The organism is Paenibacillus sp. ISL-20, assembly GCF_018613005.1.
Classification (GTDB): domain Bacteria; phylum Bacillota; class Bacilli; order Paenibacillales; family Paenibacillaceae; genus Paenibacillus_AQ.
Map to the genome: position 1 here is coordinate 163,061 of NZ_JAGGRD010000066.1, position 15,243 is coordinate 178,303.

General features: G+C 46.6%; 16 protein-coding genes. 12 read left to right on the plus strand and 4 right to left on the minus strand.

All coding sequences use genetic code 11. From position 1 onward, the window contains the following. Nucleotides 1-177: 177 nt before the first annotated feature. On the plus strand, nucleotides 178-1,398 hold the full coding sequence (locus tag J7E85_RS30840) for a cation:proton antiporter (protein ID WP_098742324.1): 1,221 nt from the start codon (nucleotides 178-180) through the stop codon (nucleotides 1,396-1,398). A gap of 82 nt (nucleotides 1,399-1,480) precedes the next feature. After that, entirely contained in the window at nucleotides 1,481-1,969 is a 489-nt protein-coding gene (locus J7E85_RS30845) for a cation:proton antiporter regulatory subunit (protein ID WP_076322887.1), read from the plus strand. Between the two features lie 214 nt (nucleotides 1,970-2,183). Here J7E85_RS30845 and J7E85_RS30850 read toward each other — a convergent pair whose 3' ends face one another. Continuing rightward, on the minus strand, nucleotides 2,184-2,930 hold the full coding sequence (locus J7E85_RS30850; protein ID WP_215163829.1) for a class I SAM-dependent methyltransferase: 747 nt from the start codon (nucleotides 2,928-2,930) through the stop codon (nucleotides 2,184-2,186). A 525-nt stretch (nucleotides 2,931-3,455) separates the two neighbouring features. Here J7E85_RS30850 and J7E85_RS30855 point away from each other — a divergent pair. From J7E85_RS30855 to J7E85_RS30865, 3 genes are all read left to right on the plus strand, one after another. Further along, nucleotides 3,456-4,640 carry an acyltransferase gene (locus tag J7E85_RS30855; RefSeq protein WP_215163830.1) on the plus strand — a complete coding sequence of 395 codons (1,185 nt, stop codon included), beginning with the start codon at nucleotides 3,456-3,458 and terminating at the stop codon, nucleotides 4,638-4,640. A gap of 151 nt (nucleotides 4,641-4,791) precedes the next feature. Continuing rightward, entirely contained in the window at nucleotides 4,792-5,484 is a 693-nt protein-coding gene (locus tag J7E85_RS30860) for a response regulator transcription factor (RefSeq protein WP_076322890.1), read from the plus strand. Nucleotides 5,485-5,505: 21 nt separating this feature from the next. Beyond that, nucleotides 5,506-6,723: a sensor histidine kinase gene (locus J7E85_RS30865; RefSeq protein WP_215163831.1), complete on the plus strand. Its 1,218-nt coding sequence runs from the start codon at nucleotides 5,506-5,508 to the stop codon at nucleotides 6,721-6,723. Between the two features lie 159 nt (nucleotides 6,724-6,882). Here the strand turns inward: J7E85_RS30865 and J7E85_RS30870 are convergent, their stop codons facing one another. The 3 genes from J7E85_RS30870 to J7E85_RS30880 form a co-directional block, all read right to left on the minus strand. Beyond that, nucleotides 6,883-7,071, minus strand: a complete 189-nt coding sequence (locus J7E85_RS30870; RefSeq protein WP_083659672.1) for a hypothetical protein — start codon at nucleotides 7,069-7,071, stop codon at nucleotides 6,883-6,885. Beyond that, a complete protein-coding gene (locus J7E85_RS30875) occupies nucleotides 7,068-7,409 on the minus strand; it encodes a sigma-70 family RNA polymerase sigma factor (RefSeq protein ID WP_215163832.1) in 342 nt (113 codons plus the stop codon). Before J7E85_RS30875 ends, J7E85_RS30870 begins: the two co-directional genes overlap by 4 nt. Before the next feature lie 226 nt (nucleotides 7,410-7,635). Beyond that, nucleotides 7,636-9,348, minus strand: coding sequence for a DUF4127 family protein (locus J7E85_RS30880; RefSeq protein WP_215163833.1), 1,713 nt, complete (start codon nucleotides 9,346-9,348; stop codon nucleotides 7,636-7,638). Between the two features lie 243 nt (nucleotides 9,349-9,591). Here J7E85_RS30880 and J7E85_RS35000 point away from each other — a divergent pair, with 243 nt between their 5' ends. The 7 genes from J7E85_RS35000 to J7E85_RS30910 all read left to right on the plus strand — a co-directional run bounded on the left by J7E85_RS35000 (nucleotide 9,592) and on the right by J7E85_RS30910 (nucleotide 15,093). Beyond that, complete coding sequence (locus J7E85_RS35000; protein ID WP_353049588.1) at nucleotides 9,592-9,921, plus strand: hypothetical protein; 330 nt, start codon at nucleotides 9,592-9,594, stop codon at nucleotides 9,919-9,921. Nucleotides 9,922-9,939: 18 nt separating this feature from the next. Then, a complete protein-coding gene (locus J7E85_RS34700) occupies nucleotides 9,940-10,068 on the plus strand; it encodes a hypothetical protein (protein WP_285228862.1) in 129 nt (42 codons plus the stop codon). 368 nt (nucleotides 10,069-10,436) lie between these two features. Then, entirely contained in the window at nucleotides 10,437-10,757 is a 321-nt protein-coding gene (locus J7E85_RS30890) for a hypothetical protein (protein WP_215163834.1), read from the plus strand. A gap of 183 nt (nucleotides 10,758-10,940) precedes the next feature. Beyond that, nucleotides 10,941-13,208: an outer membrane protein assembly factor BamB family protein gene (locus J7E85_RS30895; protein WP_251036167.1), complete on the plus strand. Its 2,268-nt coding sequence runs from the start codon at nucleotides 10,941-10,943 to the stop codon at nucleotides 13,206-13,208. A 59-nt stretch (nucleotides 13,209-13,267) separates the two neighbouring features. Beyond that, nucleotides 13,268-13,609, plus strand: a complete 342-nt coding sequence (locus tag J7E85_RS30900; RefSeq protein WP_215163836.1) for a hypothetical protein — start codon at nucleotides 13,268-13,270, stop codon at nucleotides 13,607-13,609. Between the two features lie 190 nt (nucleotides 13,610-13,799). After that, entirely contained in the window at nucleotides 13,800-14,351 is a 552-nt protein-coding gene (locus J7E85_RS30905; protein ID WP_098742392.1) for a helix-turn-helix transcriptional regulator, read from the plus strand. Further along, on the plus strand, nucleotides 14,332-15,093 hold the full coding sequence (locus tag J7E85_RS30910) for a CPBP family intramembrane glutamic endopeptidase (RefSeq protein WP_215163837.1): 762 nt from the start codon (nucleotides 14,332-14,334) through the stop codon (nucleotides 15,091-15,093). The genes J7E85_RS30905 and J7E85_RS30910 overlap by 20 nt, the downstream gene beginning before the upstream one ends. Nucleotides 15,094-15,243: the final 150 nt, after the last annotated feature.

Sequence of the window (15,243 nt, forward strand, 5' to 3'; positions counted from 1 at the left end):
TATATTTTTTGGAAACCATAAAATTACTAATAAAATTAAGCCTGTACTTTATGTAAATAATGTAGTATCTATTGGGCTATCAAGCAAGAATATTGCTGTTGCTTTGTAAATGTATGCATTTTTATGTATAATAGGAATGATTGCCAGAAGTCAAATTTGAGGAGGAGGAGGTCTTCTATGGACCATATGATGTTTGAGGTTGGAACTGCTCTGATCCTGGTTGCTATAGCCTCCATAATTGCAGGAAAGCTCAAGTTCTCGATTATACCGTTCTTGATTGTACTCGGGATGCTTGTAGGTCCGCATGCACCAACGATAGGAATTCTTGACTTTAAGTTTATTGAGAGCCAGGGAATCATCGATTTTCTGGGACAGATCGGTATTCTATTCCTGCTCTTTTACCTTGGCCTTGAATTCTCTGTTCAAAAATTAATCAAATCCGGACGAAACATTGTGGTAGGCGGAACCATATATGTCATACTAAACTTTGCCCTGGGCCTGGCTTACGGATTTGTGATCAACATGCCGCTATATGAGACGTTAATCATTGCAGGGATGTTGTCCGTTTCCTCTACTGCAATTGTGGCGAAAGTGCTGGTGGATCTGCGGCGCACCGGTAATGCGGAGACGGAGCTTATTCTCGGCATGATTTTGTTCGATGATATATTCCTTGCCGTGTTCTTATCGATTATGTCGGGACTGCTGTTAGGCGGGGCCACATCGGTAGGGGCAACGATTATCTCCGTGGGTATATCCATAGGTTATATGCTGTTGTTCTTTGTTATTGCGAGAAAAGGTCCACCTATACTTAACAAATTGCTGAATATTACGTCCAGCGAAATTTTCATTATCGTTGTTTTCTCGTCGATGTTCTTTATTGCTGGATTTTCAGAGACGCTGCACGTAGCTGAAGCGATTGGCGCGCTGTTGTTCGGACTAGCCTTATCCGAGACAGATCATAGCGAACGGATTGAGCAACTGGTTATTCCTTTCCGTGATTTCTTTGGAGCGATATTCTTCTTCAGTTTCGGTCTCGGTATCGACCCGACCACGCTGGGGAATGCGTTATGGCTGGCACTCGGTGCCGTGGGACTGACTATTATTGGTAACCTTGTAGCAGGCATGATCGCGGGACGCAAGGCCGGACTATCGCATAAGTCGTCGCTTAACATCGGATTGACTATTATGGCGCGCGGGGAATTCACGATCATTGTTGCGAATCTGGGACTCGCTGGCGGACTGTCCGCCGTGCTGAAACCATTCTCGGCGCTATATGTTCTGATTCTTGCGATCCTCGGGCCTCTTCTAGCCAAGGAGTCAAAACGTGTCTACCGTGGAGTGAATAAAATATTCAAATGGAGCGATCCAGTGGAGAAAGTGAAAAAAAGGAAAGCATAGGGATCCCCGAGATGATTTACTTTCTTCCAACTAATCTATATAATCTAGAGATTGAATTAACCCCAGAACGGAGGATTTTCACATGAGTATTATTCGCGAATCTGATCTGCCGGGTATCGGGAAGAAATTCCTTATTCAGGCGAGATCAGGGGATAAGCTGGTTATTGTTATTCATGACGATGGCCGTAGAGAGCTGTACCATTTTGAAGATGACGATCCTGAGGAGACCATCTCCCAGATTACATTAGAGGATGATGAGGCTAGACAAATCGCCGGCATCATCGGCGGCATGACGTATAAGCCGAAAGCGCTGGAGACGATCGAGGTGACGCTCGAAGACCTGATCATCGAATGGGCACGCATCGAGCCGCATTACAAATGCGTGGATAAGACCATTGCTGAGCTTGGAGTTCGCCAAAGAACAGGTGCAAATGTACTGGCGATCGTAAAGCGGAACGAACAGAAAATCAATCCGGGTCCGGACGACATCCTGACAGCGGGATCGACGCTGGTTCTTGCGGGCGAGCGCAAGCAGATCAAGCAGTTGAAAGAACTGCTGGTCAACGGCTAATAGCGCTCCTTGGTTGATACAATGATAAACCATACCGAAAGCAAGCTCCTCTTTTGTGGGGGGCTTGCTTTTTTATGAGATGGGCAACCTATTCATCCAAGGGATAATATACGAATCTGTTTTGCATAAAAAAAGCGCCAAGGGCTTTATTCCTTGTGCGCTTTTTCTGTTTAACAGCGGGATGCTGCGGGTTATGGAATTGCAGAGGGGCTGATTATTTCCGGGCCACTATCATAAACCGTGCGGAATTCGTCCGAATTCCACGATCTGTGCAATGGTCTCTGACGAACTGCTGCAGGATGCGAAAATCCGATTCCTCCTGTCCAAACCCGGGGATGATGGGCGTGTGCTTGAGCAGAAAGATAAGATCCTCTTCACGCTCATAGTACTCAACCGCATCATATTCGGCATATTGGATATCGCGGAACCCGGCAAGCTGAAGTTCCTTCATATATTGATCCTTTAAGGCACCGTCTTCACGGGAGGATTGTCCTCTGCCAAAGGCTTGAGCCAGATTGGCTTTATCACATTCGCGAACCTGCTGCGTCAAAAACACACCATCCTCTTCTAGTACTCTTGCCACCTCTGATGCACGAAAAGGGGAGTGTCTGCATGAGATCAAATTGAAAAACGCCAACGGGAATTGAAGCGCCTCTGCATCCATCTGCATCAAGCGCACATTGGAAGCCGATACGTTCCGTTTATTCCGCAGGGCTGTCTCTATCATCGCATGTGAAAGATCGATCCCAACCAGCAAGGCTGCTTTGTCGGCGATGGAGAACAAGCTTTCTCCTCCGCCCGTTCCGATATCGAGCACAACGTCGGATGGTTTGCATAATGTGCCAACCTGATCGTAAAAATCCCACTTCACACCTTCCGACATGAATCTGACCTGGCTGAAGTCCCAGCCGTTTAAGGCCCCTACGATATCATAAAACTGCTTGTATTCCTGTGAATTCATTTATATTGTCCACCTTCCATATGAGATAAAACGGGATGCTGTAAACCGATTGACCCTCATTCATTCGAAGCCTTCTGTCCGGCACGCTGATTTACGATAGAAAGCTAAATGCAGCTCTATGGCTATGGGTTATAACTTTGGCATGGCCCGGTCCTCTATGAACTCGAGCCTAGCTACTTCGAATGATACGGATCAAGTGCAACATCCAATTCACCCCAATTCTGAAAGATTATTTTTAAGAGATAAGAAAGTATAAGCTTCAGAGGCTTGCCATCCTTATCTCGCAAGAAAAACTTCCGCTATACGCGGTCTGTCTTCTGAGAAAGTACGTCGATAGATGTTTTTCTTATTGTAAGTCCAAGGATTCTTTATGATCAAGGAGAATTTTATTTAGGAGAAAGAACCATAATCTTAAGCAAATGATAAGAATTTGGAAGTATGGCGTTATGAACTGTCTACTATACTAGATGAATCTGTTTCGCAAGGAACGGAATAATCGGATTTTAAAGATGAGAGGGTACAGCCATGAACAAAATAAACGCTTTACAAAGGGAACGTCTTCCCGAGCTGCAATTGGTACGCGCATTTGCCATCCTCGGCGTGCTGTCCGTGCACTCCACATCGTATGCCGTATCTGCGATGACGGACTCCAAATACTTTTTTATGTACAATTTCATGAACATCTTCATGAAATACGGAACGCCGACATTTATATTTTTGAGCAGTCTGGTACTCTTCTATAATTACTATGACCGTCCTATAACGAAGAAGCTGATCGTCGGATTTTACAAGAAAAGACTGCTATATATTATCATTCCGTATACGCTGTTCTCCGTGTTCTACTTCGCGCTCCTGCACTATTTATATTATCAGGGCAGGCCGTTCGGCGAGACGATGGAGAGCTTTGTTCAAAAGCTGTTGACGGGCAAAGCGTATACGCATCTGTATTTCGTATTTATCAGCATTCAGTTTTATGTGCTGTTTCCGCTTGTATTGTGGCTGTTCAAGAAGGTGCCCCAGCTTGCGAAATGGGCGATACCGATTGGACTGGTGATCCAGTGGACGTTTATACTAATGAATAAGTACTATTGGCAGGTACCGAATAAAGGGAGCTGGGCATTGTCCTACATTGCCTATTTCATGCTGGGGGCTTTTATCGGCATCTATTACCCGAAACTGAAAGCCTGGCTTGTCATTAGCCGCGCGAACGCACGACCACTCCGCATCGCCGCCTGGGTGGTGCTATGGATCGCATGGGCAGCTGCCGGTCTCGGCCATGTGTACATTTATTACAACAACCGTCTTCACGGAACCGGGTATAATTCAACGCTGTATGAGCTGCTGTGGAATATGCATACTTACTTTGGGGCGCTTGTCCTGCTCCAGCTTGCCATTCTGTTCTATCGGGCAGGGGTACGCGGATGGACGCCAGCGCTGGAGAGACTGGGGGCCGTATCCTTCGGGATATATCTCATTCATCCATTCTTTCTGCTCGTCTACCGGGAGTTTCCGCTAACCACGGGGAGCTCAATGCTGACCCATCTGTGGTATGCAGGAGGTTTTGCGGCAGCGCTAGGCTGTTCATGGATCGTTGTGGAATTGACGGTTCGATATATACCGGGCTCATGGGTGATATTCGGTAATATTCCGAAGGCGAAGAAATCGGTTAAGCCAGTCGATTCGCCGTCTGTGCCGCTTTCCGGTTCGTAGTGGGTTTCATCGCAAACCAGGACGTATCCGAAGACGAGGGCATGGCTATGGAGAAGAAACATCAACTACCGCACCACGCGGTCTGACATCCATAAAGAAAGACGACGTAGCGGTGTTGTGCTGACGGCCGTATTCGGAACAAGGAGGAGCCATGTCTGGAGTTACGATATTAATGGTTGATGATGAAACCGAAATTTTGAAATTGATGGAGATTTACGTCAGAAATGAGGGCTACACGCTGCTCACCGCATCTCACGGCCTGGAAGCGCTGGAGATTCTAAGAACCCATAAAGTGGATTTGATCATCCTTGATGTCATGATGCCGCAGATGGATGGCATTGAGGCATGTATGAGAATTCGGGAGGAGAACAACACGCCGATCATCATGCTGTCCGCTAAGAGTCAGGAGATTGACAAGATCGCCGGGCTCAGCATCGGCGCGGATGATTATGTGACCAAGCCGTTCAGCCCGCTGGAATTGATTGCAAGAATCAAATCACAGCTCCGCCGATACAAACAGCTGAACAGTAAATCGGTGAGGGATGAGAACGAAATCCAGATCGATGAGCTGATTATGAATGTGGCTTCCCACCGGGTAACGGTGGCAGGCGTTGAGATTAAGCTGACGCCGCGCGAATTTGCCCTGCTGCATATGCTGGCCATTAATCGCGGACTCGTGCTTAGCATGGACAAGATTTATACCGAGGTGTGGAACGAACCGTTCATGGAATCGAAAAATACGGTCATGGTACATATTCGCAAGCTGCGGGAGAAGATCGAGAAGGATCCGCAGCAGCCGGAATATATTAAGACGGTGTGGGGGATCGGCTACAAAATAGAGTAAACTTAAGCAGAGGTGACTAACTTGAAAGTAATGAAGCTTCATAGCATCCGCCTGAAGATGCTGCTTATGCTGCTTGCCAGCATCGGTATCACGGCAGCCCTGCTTATCATCCTCTATGCGTTAAGTACGCTGATACTCTCGATTCCGGCAATCAAGCCGCCGCTCGTCTGGATCATTAACCACATTGGCTCGGATCCGGTCATGCTGGTTACGGGCATCATTCTCTTTTTTGCCAGCTATTATATGAGCACGAAGTGGTTTGTCCTTGATCTGCAGAAGATCCAGGCCGGTCTTCAGGACATCACGGCAGGACGATTCGATTCCAGAATAGAGCTCAAATCCCATGACGAATTAGGCATTGTCGCTTCCAGCATAAACCGCATGACCGAACAGCTGAACGTTTATCTGGTGGAAATCAGGAACGGGCTTCGCGAGATTGCCAAGGGGAATTTCGACACCGATATTCCGGTGCAGTCAGGCAGCCAGCTGGGTGAGGTGGCTGAGAGCATCAACCAGATGAGCAGGCAGCTTCACCAATCCATTCTGGAGGAACGTAACGCGGAGAAAACAAAGAATGATCTGATTACGGGAGTTTCCCATGACTTGCGGACGCCACTTACATCGATACTGGGATTTCTGGAGGTTATCGAGGAAGACCGGTACCAGGATGAAGTGGAGCTGCGATATTACGTGAATATCGCTTATGAGAAAGCGCGAAATCTGAAGAATCTGATTGATGATTTGTTCGAATACACACGGATAAATAACGGGCTTCCGCTGGATATTCGGGAGATCGATATGGCTCAGTTCATTAGACAGCTGATCGAGGAATTCGTTCCGGCCCTGGAGAAATCCGGGATGGAATGTAAGCTTGCTGCAGAGGAAGGGCTCGTTATTCGGGCAGACGGCGCCCAGCTCGTCCGGGCTTACGAGAATCTGATAACCAATGCGATCCGTTACGGGGATTTGGGCAAAAGGATCGACATCGCCGTCCGCAGCGATGGCAATCAGGTGAGCATCAGCTTCACCAACTATGGCGATCCGATTCCCGAGCGGGATTTGCCGTTCATCTTTGACCGCTTCTATCGTGTGGAGACCTCACGTTCGAAGCAGACAGGGGGCACTGGTTTGGGTCTGGCAATTACGAAGAGCATTGTGGAGATCCAAGGCGGTGAAATCCGGGTGCGGAGTGACCGGCAGAGGACGACCTTTGATACGCGATTTCCTAAAGTCGTATAACGGATGCTTTAACTTGCCTGTATGTGCTATATCTTTTTTTACACTGTAAAACACAACCCAGTACCGCGCCGGTACTGGGTTTGTTGTATACTGGAAAGAAAGAAATTTTTCTGGGGATTAAACCCACTAAAATCGAGGCCATAATAGAAATCGCAAAGTCTACTCTGTCTCATAGGTATCATTGTTCTCTCGAATCACTTCCATAAACTCCAGGACAATCGTTGATATGGCATCCTCTTGAGGCATATAGATATATTGACTGATTCTCAATATATCGTCTTTGTATAAATCAATGAGTTGCAGAATGGCTTGATCATCATTCTGCTTTGCAGCTTGCAGCAAAGTCATGAATTCCCGATCTGAGATAACTTTTGGATCATTTTTCTTTTCCATCGGTTCACCGCCTGTTGAGAGATATGGAGCTGCTTGGCTACTTCCGCTTCAGTGAGGTCTTCTATGAAGAGTTTATATATAATGGTTCTCCCTTGCGGGGGCAATGAATCCAGTAATTGACCAATCCAAATGCGGTCATCGGATCTTGCATGAAATGAGCCTGTCTGCACGGTACTAAAATCAGGGTACGGCGTTTCTCGTTTTCTAAGCTTTTTAGCCTGATATTGTATTCTCCAACCAATTCGATAAATTTCTGTTTTATAGCGTTCGTATGCTGTTATATGCTTCTTCATAACGCATCCCTCCTATGCCTGTCTATAATCGTATTCATCATTTAGGGGAAAAAGAGAAGTTAAATAACTACAAAATAGGAACATTTGTTCTTATTTTATTATACCATTTTTTACATCTATTGTGAAATGGTACTCTATAAGTTGAACTATTGAATCCACTCATAAAAAGGACAAAAGAAAAAGGACAGCTCCGATAAAGACTGAGCTGTCCTTTTTCTTTCTCATGTTATTGGAGTGTGACCTCAGGATTGAGTGTGATCTCAAAGGCTCGCCACCAGATGAAATCAGGATTGTCATAAACCAGCGAAGCACTGCTGTATTCTGCCCATGTCCATGAACACCCCTTTATTTGTTTGACATTGCATGTCGGAGCGGAGGTGCCAATCAGGAAAGCGTCCCTTCCGGCCAGCGTTGTTAGGTGGATCTGCATTTGATCTCGGAGGATCGTGAACACTTGCTGGTAAGCTGATTCTGTGTTAAAGAGACGCATGTTTTGATCAGCGAACGAAGCTTGAAGATTATCGTAACGAATATGGCTTGGAGTTCTGGAATAGCTTCGGACATCGACGACAGCAAGCCTCTTATAATAGTAATCCTTCAAAAATCGTTTAAAGAGTAGTGACCCATGAGCGTTAACGGCCGTATTCAACTCGGAGGCAGAGGTCTCTGATACTAAAAAAGCGTATCTCGCTTGCCCCATGCCAAGCGAGATGCCCATAAGGTTCCCGGCAGTGTTCCATGCACTATAACCTAATAGGCGTCCCGTATACTGGCTGTCTAGCAGCGCTTCCGTTACTGTTGGATTGGCAGAGCCTTTCCCGGTGAAATCCATAACCACAGTTGCTACGAAGTTTGTTCCATTGGCATGGATACGGCTTACGGCACTGGACACCTGTGTTTCGTCTGTGATTGCCAGAATTTCAATGTTTGGTGTGCAAGTGACATATTGGCCGCCAACAACATCAATATGACGAAGAATATTCTGATGTACAGTCATGTATTCATAGTTGTTGATGATCGTGGATCCATGAGGACCGTAATATTGCACCGAAATTTGCGTTTTGCTGCCTTCTCGATGCAATTGATTAGCCATCCGTGCTACCAGAGAATGACCCAAGCCATCTGCATCAGGCAATATAATGGCACGATTCGGATTTTGCCCCTCGCAACCGCCTAGATAACGATCGATGTAGTTCTCCACAAAATTAATTTCATTGATTTGCACACCTTCTATTTTCGCATCGTCCACTCCAACGGCCAGGAAATCAATATAGCCCTTACGTACAAGCCTGTCCAATACATAATGATTGGTTTTAAACTTATGTTGCCTTGTGTTGTAGTAATGGGTTTTATTGAAGTGGACGGTATCGCCCAACTCGGTGCCATCACTGGATACATTATAGCCGTTCAAAATATCGCTGAAGTCTGTGTATTTTTTGCGAGCTATACCCATGAAACTGCGAGACTCGGTGTACGCGTTATAAGAGAGTCCCTCCACATAAGTGGTTGTAGCGAGTCGCAAAATGGTATCAAACACATAGATTGGCTTGCTGGGATAATGTTGTTTAATCTCGCGGATTAGGTCAAGCAAGTCTGTTGTCCCTGAATCATAATGGGGATACGTCCCTCCTCCGCTTGTTCGCAAACGTCTACTACCGATTAACCCCCCATAAACGAGCATATCGATAGAAATAATGAACCCCTGAACGGAAGAGGCATGACTCAATATGAACTGACGAATATCCTCGGGTTTACCAAAAGTAGGTGCGGAGGTGCCTATAAGTTGGCTGCCTGAGGCTTCTGCAACCGAATCGATTCGGTTACGAATATCTGCAGCAGTAGGAGTTATCAGGTTCAAGCCCGAAGCTTGTCCCAATTTGATTACATCATCAAGGTTTACTGGGCGATCATCCAAGGGTACATACAATACATTTTTCATTGGTCAACTCTCCTTATTTATGGTTTGATTGGCCTTCATATATATAGGTAAATTTTCCAATCCGTTTACAACCACAAATCAATTATTTTTTTCATAGAAAAAGAAGTTCAAAGAATGATTGAGAGCGTGTTTCGGCAAATCAAGAACAACCGGGGATTCAAACTTATGTTGAAACCGAAGGCGCGGCACGCGCGTGTTTCTTTTCGAGGATTATAGTCATGAAATGAGAAGTGGGGGACAGTCATGAGAGAATCGTTCAAGCGATTGGTGGAGCACCGATATTTTCAATCTATTATTATTGGCATCATCTTTTTGAACGGCATGATCATTGTCGCCGAAACGCACAGCGCGAGTCAGTTCCTGGTCTACCTCGACAAAATCATCCTCGGGATTTTTCCGAATGATCCCTGCGATTCCGGGCGCTGCGCAAAATATCGACTCATTAATCCGGTCGTTGCCGGCTTTAACCGGCGTGCTCGGGTTAACGCTGCTTATTTTTACGATCTATGCGATTATTGGTACTACATTTTTCAAGGATGTGCTTCCTTACGAGTTTTTTGGCAGTTTCCATAACTCTCTATTCACATAGATGTGGGGCAGGAAGAGGATGAGAGCCGGGATGAGCGGCTGGATCAGCTGTTGAAAGAAAACATGGAACTGAAGAATGACATGCAGAAAATCAAGCAACTGCTGCTTGATCAAAGGAAGCCACCCGGCTAGTTGCGCCAGTCGTCAGTCTACGGAATGATGGCTGGTGATTGACGATCTGATACAGACTAAGCGATGAGGTGAAAGTCTCAAGTTAATAGAACAAAAGCAGCCCACCCTCGGATGAAAATGGATTGCTTTCTCCGTATTAGTGGCATCCAATTGTCCAGTTCGTCGCGCTCCTTGTGTCAAAAAGCAAGGCTATCCTTTATGAGGGTGGGTTATGATCAAAAGGAGGAATATTACAATTTTCGCTGCGCTGAGGTAACCGAAGGTAATTGTTCAGTTTTATTTAAGTATTCGTTAAGAACTTGCCCCACTGATTGATAAGATATGTTCCTTATACTTTCCTTTAGAGAGTACATAAGGAGGCAGTCGGGATGGGATCCATACATCATGCGAAACGAAACATTAGGCTTACTATGGTATGGCCGGCAATCATAGTATTGGTTGGTGTCTTGCTGCTATCGGGATGCGCAGAGTTCAAGATTTCTGGTGAAGATCCCCGGATTGAGAATCGAACCATTGGCGAGACGGCAGCAGCAAGCAATAGAAACTCATCAATGACTCCAGCATCCTTTCTCGGGAAGTTATGGGGGGAAATATCGGACGGAGTGTCAAGCCGCGCCAGAATAATGACAGGCAGGCAAACGCCGAGCCGTACTCTACCCGAAGCGGGTTGGCGTATGGATGTAAGATAATGCGGGGAAGACGGCTAATTGTGAATTTCAGCAGAAATCATTTAATGAGAATCTTTCGTGAATGTACACGACATTAAGAGATATAGGATAGACTCCTTTCCTGGAAGGGAGTTTTTTTGTTTTGATTTTGGAACATATTGTCTTATAATAGCGTTTACATGATATAGGCTTGTATGGGAGAGGATGGTTTCTGTGAGTTTACGCGTATCGATCCGAAAGCGACTATTCATCGGAATAACGGCAGCTGTCTGTATTTCACTTGTTGGGCAACCGGCTCAGGGTATACAGATGAGCACTGGTATCGTAGTCGCTGGTGCTGCTGAAACTGGGGGCTTTACATCCGGCCAACGCGTTACGATTCAGCAGAAGGTTGCTTTATTTCCTAATACGCTTAGTAAGAATAGCAATCTGACAAAACTCAAGGTGAGCTATTACGGCACCAAGGGGGAAACGCTCAGGCTTACCTCCGTGAAGGGGGAATTGGCTTTAATCAAATCCGATTCCCGGGGAGACTTATGGCTCCCGACATGGTATGTGTCCAAGGAGGCTGCCCTAGTGAAAGAAATTTCTCCCCTCTCGCTTCAACTGCCCAGCAGCGGCAGTATATATCTTACTCCCGGCAGCACGATGAAATGGCCAATATCCCAAACGGGAACGGCTCTTATCGCCGTAGCGAAGTGGAAGGACTGGTATGGCGTCATGATCAGTCCTGCCAAGTGGAAGGAAGATTACCGGATCTACCGTCCGGCGATGATGTGGGTGCGAGGCAGTGACGTGACGGCCAAGAAGGCGATGCCTGACGGGCTTCTCGATGGAAATTCGGAAATAACGACGGATGTGGTACGCAACTTGACGGAGTTTCTTTTCAAGAAGGGCACCCCATCTTCTTATGTGAAAAAGCTGCTTGGCGAGCCGCAGGCGAGGGAGACATCGCGGAATCAGGAGATGAGCTCCAATAAACCGATGATACTTGGCGGGACCTGGAGATATGAGCAGCGGGATGCCCATTATACCGTGACGTTCTCTCCGTCCGGAAAGCTGACGGCCAGCGAGTGGACGATTCCGGGGACCGGATCCTTTGAACGGAGTTTCAGTCCCGGCGATGATTACGAGTTTACCTATCGTTTTGCCGCCGTGCCGCCGCCGAAGACCCTAAAAGCTGAGCCCGACTGGCGAAATCAGGGTAATCTGAACTTCACCTTCCTGCTTGAGGCAAACGAGAACGTCCTGCTCCTCAAGGGGGATGATGGGGGATACAGCGGGATGCACGATAATTCTTCTTTGTATGCGATTGACCGTGGCACCGGCATGAAGCTGTGGCAGGAGGATGCGGGATTTGGCTGGTATACATCCGTTACGGATAAGGAGCGGGAGTATGTCACGATGTTCTCGGCTTATAACCCGGTGGTAAAGGATTATGTAGCCCGCGTGCGGCATATCCGGTTTTCGGATGGAAAAGTGTTATGGGAGGTTAAGCCGAAGAACGAGTTTGGCCTGACGATGACGGCTGCGCAAGACACGGTAGTTCTGGATGAACCGCTCGATCTGAACGAAACCAAAAGCTTGCTGAGCGTGCTGGATCAGGAAACCGGAAAGGAGCGTTGGAAAAAGACGTTGTCCGGCGAACACCGCTTGTTGAACCAGGGCACGGACGATCCGTACGTGCTCATCGAGCAGAACGGACAGCTTACCGCCTACGATCCCGAAACCGGCAAAGCCGTATGGGATTACAAAGTCGGGAAAAAGTTCATGGACGATCCGAACCGAAATCCGTATTTTACTGGAGGCTATCGCTACGATCCGGTATCTCCTACGGATATGACAACAAGATGGATGCTGCTTGGCAAGGAGTGGGTTCTGCTCAATACGGAAACTGGCGAACGCGAAGGTGTGTATCCAGCCGATGAGATGGAAAGGTTCGAGGTGCTAAATGAGCGGTATTTGTTGGTGCAGCGTGCGTTGAACGGGAAGTATTTCAGCGGGGCTACCGATTACGAAAGCGTATTGTATGACAGCTTGGAAGATCGGGAATTATGGACCGTGAAAGGCAAAGCTGCCCGCGGCGCCATCGAGGGAGAGCGAGTCTATCTTACATTGAACGGCATCCCGGCAGCGGTAGATAAAGAAACCGGCAGCGTAATTTGGAAGATGGAGACTATTTCCAAAGCGAGTGACGATCTATCCCATCTAGTTGGCAGCAGTTATGGAATCCTGGATCGCTACCTACTTCTGAGTTTGGGAAGCGATCTTGTGGTGTTGAACAAGGAAGACGGCAGAAGCTTGGGAAGATTGCATAACGTGATTACCGGCAACGTGGATTTGCGAGAGCAATATGCCAGAAACGGTGCGCTGAACGTAACGGATCATGAGGTGTTGGTCGGAACAGTGAATGGAGCGTTCATTCGCTATGATGCGCAAAGACTGAAGGAACGTTTGGATGAGCTGCTATAGCCTGCTTTTATCGATAGACGATGAGACCGTATGAATGATGTCGTATGGGAGGAAGACTTATGGGCAAGAGGCTTATTATAACAGGGATTCCGGTCATCAGCCTATTGTTGATCCTGTGCATGGGCTGCGGCAGTAAACAGTCGGCCAGTTATGCGTCTCTGTTAAAGTACAATGATGAAGAGTATATAGGAAAAGGTATCGAGGGTGCTGAGGCTTTTGCAGAGGCGGATCTGACCTTGGCGGGCACCATTCAGAAGCAGCTCGAGCCGGACCAATATCCGGATACGCATTTATCATCGAATGAGCTGCCAGAAGGTACGGAAATCTATCATGTGGATAATGATATGTTGGTGGCTTTGCAGGAAGATCGAAGGTTTAAGGTGTTTGAACGCATGGAATAAAGATGAATTAGCGATAAGCGTCCCTGGTGTCTGGTAACAGATGCTAGGGGCGTTTTTTTTGTGGATGGCGATGGATGAACGGAAGAAAAGAATCGCTTGTTAAAATTTCCCTTGACTTTATTCGAAAAAAAGTTAATTATAAATATATCGAATAGATATATCAAATAGATATATTATATGAAACGTGGTGATGACATTGCTGGAGTACATTCTCCTCGGCATGCTGATGGAAGGAACAATGAGCGGCTATGATCTTAAGAAAACAATCGACAGCACTGTAGGCACTTTCTACAAAGCGAGTTACGGAAGTCTTTATCCTGCGCTCAAGAGACTCGCAGAGAAGGACATGGTCACACTGACCGAAACGGACAACAGCAAGAACAAGAAGCTATATACACTGCTGCCTAGCGGTCAAAAGGCTTTTCTCGACTGGTTGTCCGGACCGATGCAGACAGGGCGCAATGAGCAGCTGATCCGCATTTTCTTTTTTGATTATTTGGATGAAGACCTTCGTCAAAAACGATTGGCTGAGTACATATTTAAGCTGGATCAGGAAATTCACATGCTTGAGGCGGTGCAGAACGTCGTGACTGGAGAATTGGCTGAGATCGAACATCCTGAGAATTATTACTATCGGGTATCGGTTCTGGCGTATGGATTGAACCATTTTCAGATGGAACGGCAATGGCTGAAGGATATTATGGAGAGGAAGGATCTGAACCATGTCAAACCTGAAAACTAGGGTTTCTTTTTCACAAAACCGCCCGGTTTTAACCGTAGTCATTATCGAGGTTCTGCTGTTATTAGCCGTATTTGCTGCCGGAGCTTACGCCACGATTAAAGAGTTGAGTTATACTTCGCCTGTGCTGATCTCATTTATCCCGATCGCGCTGGTGTTGATGGTGTACTTTACATGGAAAAAGAAGTGGAATGCGCTCGGTTTCCATAAGCTCAGCAGTATTCCAGCCAACGATTGGGTCTACTATTCTCCCTTGCTACTTATTCTGATTGTCATCTCGCTCAAAGGAATGCGCGATATCAGCGCTTCGGATGTCCTGTTCTTTATCTTCTTTACCCTGCTCGTTGGTTTTGTGGAGGAGAGCATCTATCGGGGATTGATTCTGAAGACACTGCTGCCCAAAGGCATTAAAACCGCGGTCATCACCTCCAGCATCCTGTTCGCGGTCACGCATGTACTGAACGTCTTATCAGGACAGGACGCATTCCAAACGATTTTACAGATTGTATATGCTCTGCTTATAGGCGCTGTACTGGCTCTGCTGATGGTGAAGAACAAAAATATCATTCCTTTGATTCTATTCCACTTCCTTCACAACTTTATACAGTTTGTAGGTAATGACAATAGTGATGCTTTTATCGGATACGATCTGTTCATTTTGCTGTTGTTGGCCGTCCACTGTGTCTGGCTGTCTCTCTCTTTAAGAAAACCTCCGGTATCTGCAAGAATAGATCAAGCGGTTTAGTATCCTTTAGCGACACAGCAGTAGTACGAACACAGAAGTACTTGGACCGAGTAGATCTGAATTGTTTTATAGAGCAACCGTATGATACATCTCCTTGGATGAGATGTGCTTCCGGTTGTTTTTTTGTTTAGGAGGAGACAAATATCGACA

Excerpts from the sequence above, each read along its gene's own strand:
- J7E85_RS30840 (WP_098742324.1), top strand. The coding sequence starts at position 178 with ATGGACCATATGATGTTTGAGGTTGGAACTGCTCTGATCCTGGTTGCT.
- J7E85_RS30845 (WP_076322887.1), top strand. The coding sequence starts at position 1,481 with ATGAGTATTATTCGCGAATCTGATCTGCCGGGTATCGGGAAGAAATTC.
- J7E85_RS30850 (WP_215163829.1), bottom strand. The coding sequence starts at position 2,930 with ATGAATTCACAGGAATACAAGCAGTTTTATGATATCGTAGGGGCCTTA.
- J7E85_RS30855 (WP_215163830.1), top strand. The coding sequence starts at position 3,456 with ATGAACAAAATAAACGCTTTACAAAGGGAACGTCTTCCCGAGCTGCAA.
- J7E85_RS30860 (WP_076322890.1), top strand. The coding sequence starts at position 4,792 with ATGTCTGGAGTTACGATATTAATGGTTGATGATGAAACCGAAATTTTG.
- J7E85_RS30870 (WP_083659672.1), bottom strand. The coding sequence starts at position 7,071 with ATGACTTTGCTGCAAGCTGCAAAGCAGAATGATGATCAAGCCATTCTG.
- J7E85_RS30875 (WP_215163832.1), bottom strand. The coding sequence starts at position 7,409 with ATGAAGAAGCATATAACAGCATACGAACGCTATAAAACAGAAATTTAT.
- J7E85_RS30880 (WP_215163833.1), bottom strand. The coding sequence starts at position 9,348 with ATGAAAAATGTATTGTATGTACCCTTGGATGATCGCCCAGTAAACCTT.
- J7E85_RS35000 (WP_353049588.1), top strand. The coding sequence starts at position 9,592 with ATGAGAGAATCGTTCAAGCGATTGGTGGAGCACCGATATTTTCAATCT.
- J7E85_RS30890 (WP_215163834.1), top strand. The coding sequence starts at position 10,437 with ATGGGATCCATACATCATGCGAAACGAAACATTAGGCTTACTATGGTA.
- J7E85_RS30895 (WP_251036167.1), top strand. The coding sequence starts at position 10,941 with ATGGTTTCTGTGAGTTTACGCGTATCGATCCGAAAGCGACTATTCATC.
- J7E85_RS30900 (WP_215163836.1), top strand. The coding sequence starts at position 13,268 with ATGGGCAAGAGGCTTATTATAACAGGGATTCCGGTCATCAGCCTATTG.
- J7E85_RS30905 (WP_098742392.1), top strand. The coding sequence starts at position 13,800 with ATGACATTGCTGGAGTACATTCTCCTCGGCATGCTGATGGAAGGAACA.
- J7E85_RS30910 (WP_215163837.1), top strand. The coding sequence starts at position 14,332 with ATGTCAAACCTGAAAACTAGGGTTTCTTTTTCACAAAACCGCCCGGTT.